Below are 3,351 nucleotides of genomic sequence, written 5' to 3'. Positions count from 1 at the left end.
CTTTGTGGCTGCGCCCAGCCGATTGTCTATGCATTTTGGTCTATGGCGCGGGAGGGAGTTTGCTGCTAAATTGCGTGTTGATGTATTGGGAATCCTCCTGTTTCTTGGACGGGGAAATAAGGTAAGCGCCGTTTTTCTGGAGAGTGGCCGCCATGTTAGCTTTTGCATAACATTTCAGAATCAATGAGGCGGTAATAATATTCCAGCTTATACGGCAACTGCTGCCAGAATATACGGCGTTTTTGCCGTCTACTTTACGTTAGGCAGTCGTCTTTTTAGGGAGAGTAGATATGAAAAAGTTATTGGCTTCACTTTCAATTGCAGGCCTGCTGACTGGATGTGGCAGCATGCTGGCACAAAAAACTGCTGAACTTGCCCCCACAAGGGTAACAACTACATCCGGTGAGATAGTCACCATGCCCGCACAACTTAGAACAATGACGAATAAAACATCAGCAGGGAGCTTTATTAGCTGCGCGGAGCCTGGGCCAGATGTGGCCATGTCAGATACATTTAAATTGATTACAGGCATAACTTCAGACACATCATCAACAATAAACGGAGGTGGCGGAAAATCAGCATCAGCCGGCAACAAAGTAGCACTAAACAACGATCTTCAAACCAGCACAACTGCGCTGGAATTAGCAGGAAGAACTCAAACAGTACTATTGGCAAGAGAATTCTTATATCGCACTTGCGAGGCTGCATCCAACAACTGGATAACTGGAGCTCAAGTTAACGCGGCTCACACTGAAATTTTAAAGCAGATTACTGGCCTCATCGAAACTGACAAAAAGAAAGCTGAAACGACTGCCGCCATCGCTGGCGCTGTAGCCACAGGTAAGCTTGATCCAAAATTGCTGGGTAACGCAGCCACAGCTGCCAGTGGTGCGATTCGAGATGCCTGCAATAAAGAGTTTGTTGAGTGTTTGGGGAAAGCAGGATCGAATGAAAAAGAAAAGGCTCAATGCACAGTAAATTTCAACAAATGCTACTAAGCAAGGAGAAATCATGAGCACATTCCGCAATGCTATTGCATCCTTAAATGGTAAAGATGCCTATTTTTTGATTGGCACTACCTCGGTAAAAGCGACGGTCAATAAGATCAATGACGACTTGGTTGTTCTCAAGTTGGCAGACGCAAGCGGGGGCTATTCCGAGGTCGCAATACATATTGACCATCTTATATTAGTCACGGCTTAACAAGCCGTATAGAGTTCGAGTGCAGCGGTAGCAAGAAAGTTGCGGGATTTTTACGGAGCTAAAAACATGATATTGAGCGGAACGCAGTTCACGTTGTCCGCATCAACGATTTCAGTTATGTGGCAACGTGAACTGCGTTCCGCGCCATATGACAAGTTTTTCCGGGCTGATTTTTTCAGCCATTGCGCAAAGGGGAGCCGAAATGGGGAGGCATCACTTAGCAAGAGTCGGTGGTTGCGGAGCACGTCAATCTGCGCCAACGCCTCATTCGAGGGGACGCATTGCCCGAACAAGCGCGCATGCACTTCCCCGCAGACACCGCGGGCAATCCGCCCCTCAACTCGAAAACGTTAGGCCATATTTGTTCCTCGCCTCTGGCTAAAGCGAAGGAATGCATTACGAGTAGATAGCCATCTCAACTTTAACAACATGAGGAGAAATGTTATGCCAAAGGGAAGAATAATTCGTGAGGGCGCCACAAAAACTGAAATGGAACAGTATGCCCAAGGTATTGACGAGCAGAGGAAAGGGGAAGGTGGCATACCCGGCGCAGGAAACTGCGATGCCTCAGCAGGTGATCCAAGATGTCCATCTGATTGGGTTGTGTACGACTGTTTTTGGTGTGCAGCATCCAACTGTGTCAATCCACGTTGGCACGTATTTAGCTGCTGTTCTTGTCACGGGGTGAATACGTACTGACGTACTGCATTCGACAGGGACTGCGCAAAAACGCGCAGCCCCTCATTCATAGAGTTTTAATGGAGATCAGCAATGGCAAAGTTCCCAAAGATTATCCAAGTAGAAGCCAACAGGATGGCTGAAGGATCAATATTCGTTAACGTGGTCGCTGAGGTCAGCAACAGCGCGACAACGGCACTTGATGAAACACACAATGTTTCAGATTCTGGAGATCGGCTGCTAGTAGTGATGCACCAGAAAGCCGTTCCACAACATCCGGGCACCGTATCCACCCAGGTTGTTGGCAAGAAAAAACTTCAATTCAAAGTATGGGGAAACGAAATGGACATATCGCGCTTGGTCTATGTAGATGTTTATGGTGGCGACTACGATCAAGCCAATTCGAAGAGAGCAGTACTTGCTTATTGAGCTTTACATAAATCATGACATCACCACAATCCGGCCTGTTGCCAACATGCAGCGATAATCGTTGGCCGATGTTGAGCACTTTTGAGCTTGTTGCGTGCGGTCAATTGCAACTCCCCGATGTTGTCTAGGCAGAAATTCGCCAAGGCGTGACGCTTGAGCCAAGCCCACAGATATTCGACCGGATTCAGGTCGGGCGCATAGGGCGGCAGGAAGGCGATCTGGACATATCCGTTGATGCTGTCGAGGTATTCTCGCACCAGCTTCGACCTGTGGGCCTTGAGTCCGTCCAACAAAAATAACGGGGTCAGATACCGTCTTGAAATGCAAGTGCTGAATGATTGAATTTTGCATCAAACGGTTGCCCTGATTTAATCACCCCGTAAATCAAATGCGCCAGCTTGCGCATGACTGCCCCCACCACAGCCTTGGGGGCTAAGCCCGTAGTACTCAATCTATCACCGAACATTTTAAGTACCGGGTTGTGCCGCCTGTCTACCAAGCCGGGTATGTACAGCGCGCGGCGCAACTCGCTGTGTCCGGCGCGGCTCATTATCGTCTTGCCTTTGACGGAACTACCCGACAAACGTTGTCGTGGTGTGACGCCGATGAAAGCCGCCAGTGCCTTTGCATTGGCAAACCGCCGCACATCGCCCGCATAAGCCAGCACCTTGGCGACAGTGGTATCACCGATGCCGGGTAACCCTGTGCTCGAGTTCGCCCCCTTCGGGGGCTGGGATGCACCTGCGGCGCGTCCCTCAGCTCCACGAGCGTGTTTCACGAAAAGGGGTAGAATGTTGCGCATGAACAACATTTCTATCACTGACATTCTTGAGCTGCCGGTACAGGAACGCATCCGTCTCGTTGAGCTTATCTGGGATAGTGTTGCGGCAATACCTGAAGCCGTGAAAGTTTCTCCTGCTCTCAAAGCCGAGCTTGAAACACGCTTGGCGGAATTTGAGGCAAACCCAGAAGCAGGTTATTCCTGGGATCAAGTGAAATCACGGCTCAAAGATGGCTCATGGCGTAGCGCCTGAAATTTTC

Annotated in this window: 6 protein-coding genes and 1 pseudogene; 5 read left to right on the top strand and 2 right to left on the bottom strand. The window is 49.4% G+C overall.

The features are described 5' to 3' along the window. The 4 genes from PHE17_RS21550 to PHE17_RS21535 all read left to right on the top strand — a co-directional run. Nucleotides 1-187 (top strand): hypothetical protein (locus PHE17_RS21550; RefSeq protein WP_301017989.1); only part of this gene is annotated, 187 nt, incomplete at its 5' end. A gap of 103 nt (nucleotides 188-290) precedes the next feature. Further along, a complete protein-coding gene (locus PHE17_RS21545) occupies nucleotides 291-998 on the top strand; it encodes a hypothetical protein (protein ID WP_301017988.1) in 708 nt (235 codons plus the stop codon). Between the two features lie 13 nt (nucleotides 999-1,011). Then, nucleotides 1,012-1,203 (top strand): hypothetical protein, encoded by a 192-nt coding sequence (locus tag PHE17_RS21540; RefSeq protein WP_301017987.1) that lies wholly within the window; start codon nucleotides 1,012-1,014, stop codon nucleotides 1,201-1,203. 771 nt (nucleotides 1,204-1,974) lie between these two features. Next, on the top strand, nucleotides 1,975-2,310 hold the full coding sequence (locus tag PHE17_RS21535; protein WP_301017986.1) for a hypothetical protein: 336 nt from the start codon (nucleotides 1,975-1,977) through the stop codon (nucleotides 2,308-2,310). Nucleotides 2,311-2,330: 20 nt separating this feature from the next. Here PHE17_RS21535 and PHE17_RS21530 read toward each other — a convergent pair. After that, a pseudogene (locus PHE17_RS21530) lies at nucleotides 2,331-2,612 on the bottom strand (transposase); the annotation flags it as partial. 2 nt (nucleotides 2,613-2,614) lie between these two features. Further along, a complete protein-coding gene (locus tag PHE17_RS21525) occupies nucleotides 2,615-3,112 on the bottom strand; it encodes a transposase (protein WP_301017985.1) in 498 nt (165 codons plus the stop codon). Here PHE17_RS21525 and PHE17_RS21520 point away from each other — a divergent pair. Then, nucleotides 3,111-3,344, top strand: a complete 234-nt coding sequence (locus PHE17_RS21520) for an addiction module protein (RefSeq protein WP_301017984.1) — start codon at nucleotides 3,111-3,113, stop codon at nucleotides 3,342-3,344. The two genes, PHE17_RS21525 and PHE17_RS21520, sit on opposite strands and share 2 nt — an antisense overlap. The last annotated feature ends 7 nt before the right edge of the window (nucleotides 3,345-3,351 follow it).

Origin of the sequence: Thiothrix sp., assembly GCF_028714775.1 — a bacterium.
Taxonomy (GTDB): Bacteria; Pseudomonadota; Gammaproteobacteria; order Thiotrichales; family Thiotrichaceae; genus Thiothrix.
The sequence above is the reverse complement of the archived record's forward strand: the minus strand, read 5'-3'. Positions and strand labels throughout refer to the sequence as shown.

What these genes read in the sequence shown, in the direction of transcription:
- PHE17_RS21545 (WP_301017988.1), top strand. Translation starts at nt 291, where the DNA reads ATGAAAAAGTTATTGGCTTCACTTTCAATTGCAGGCCTGCTGACTGGA.
- PHE17_RS21540 (WP_301017987.1), top strand. Translation starts at nt 1,012, where the DNA reads ATGAGCACATTCCGCAATGCTATTGCATCCTTAAATGGTAAAGATGCC.
- PHE17_RS21535 (WP_301017986.1), top strand. Translation starts at nt 1,975, where the DNA reads ATGGCAAAGTTCCCAAAGATTATCCAAGTAGAAGCCAACAGGATGGCT.
- PHE17_RS21520 (WP_301017984.1), top strand. Translation starts at nt 3,111, where the DNA reads ATGAACAACATTTCTATCACTGACATTCTTGAGCTGCCGGTACAGGAA.
- PHE17_RS21525 (WP_301017985.1), bottom strand. Translation starts at nt 3,112, where the DNA reads ATGCGCAACATTCTACCCCTTTTCGTGAAACACGCTCGTGGAGCTGAG.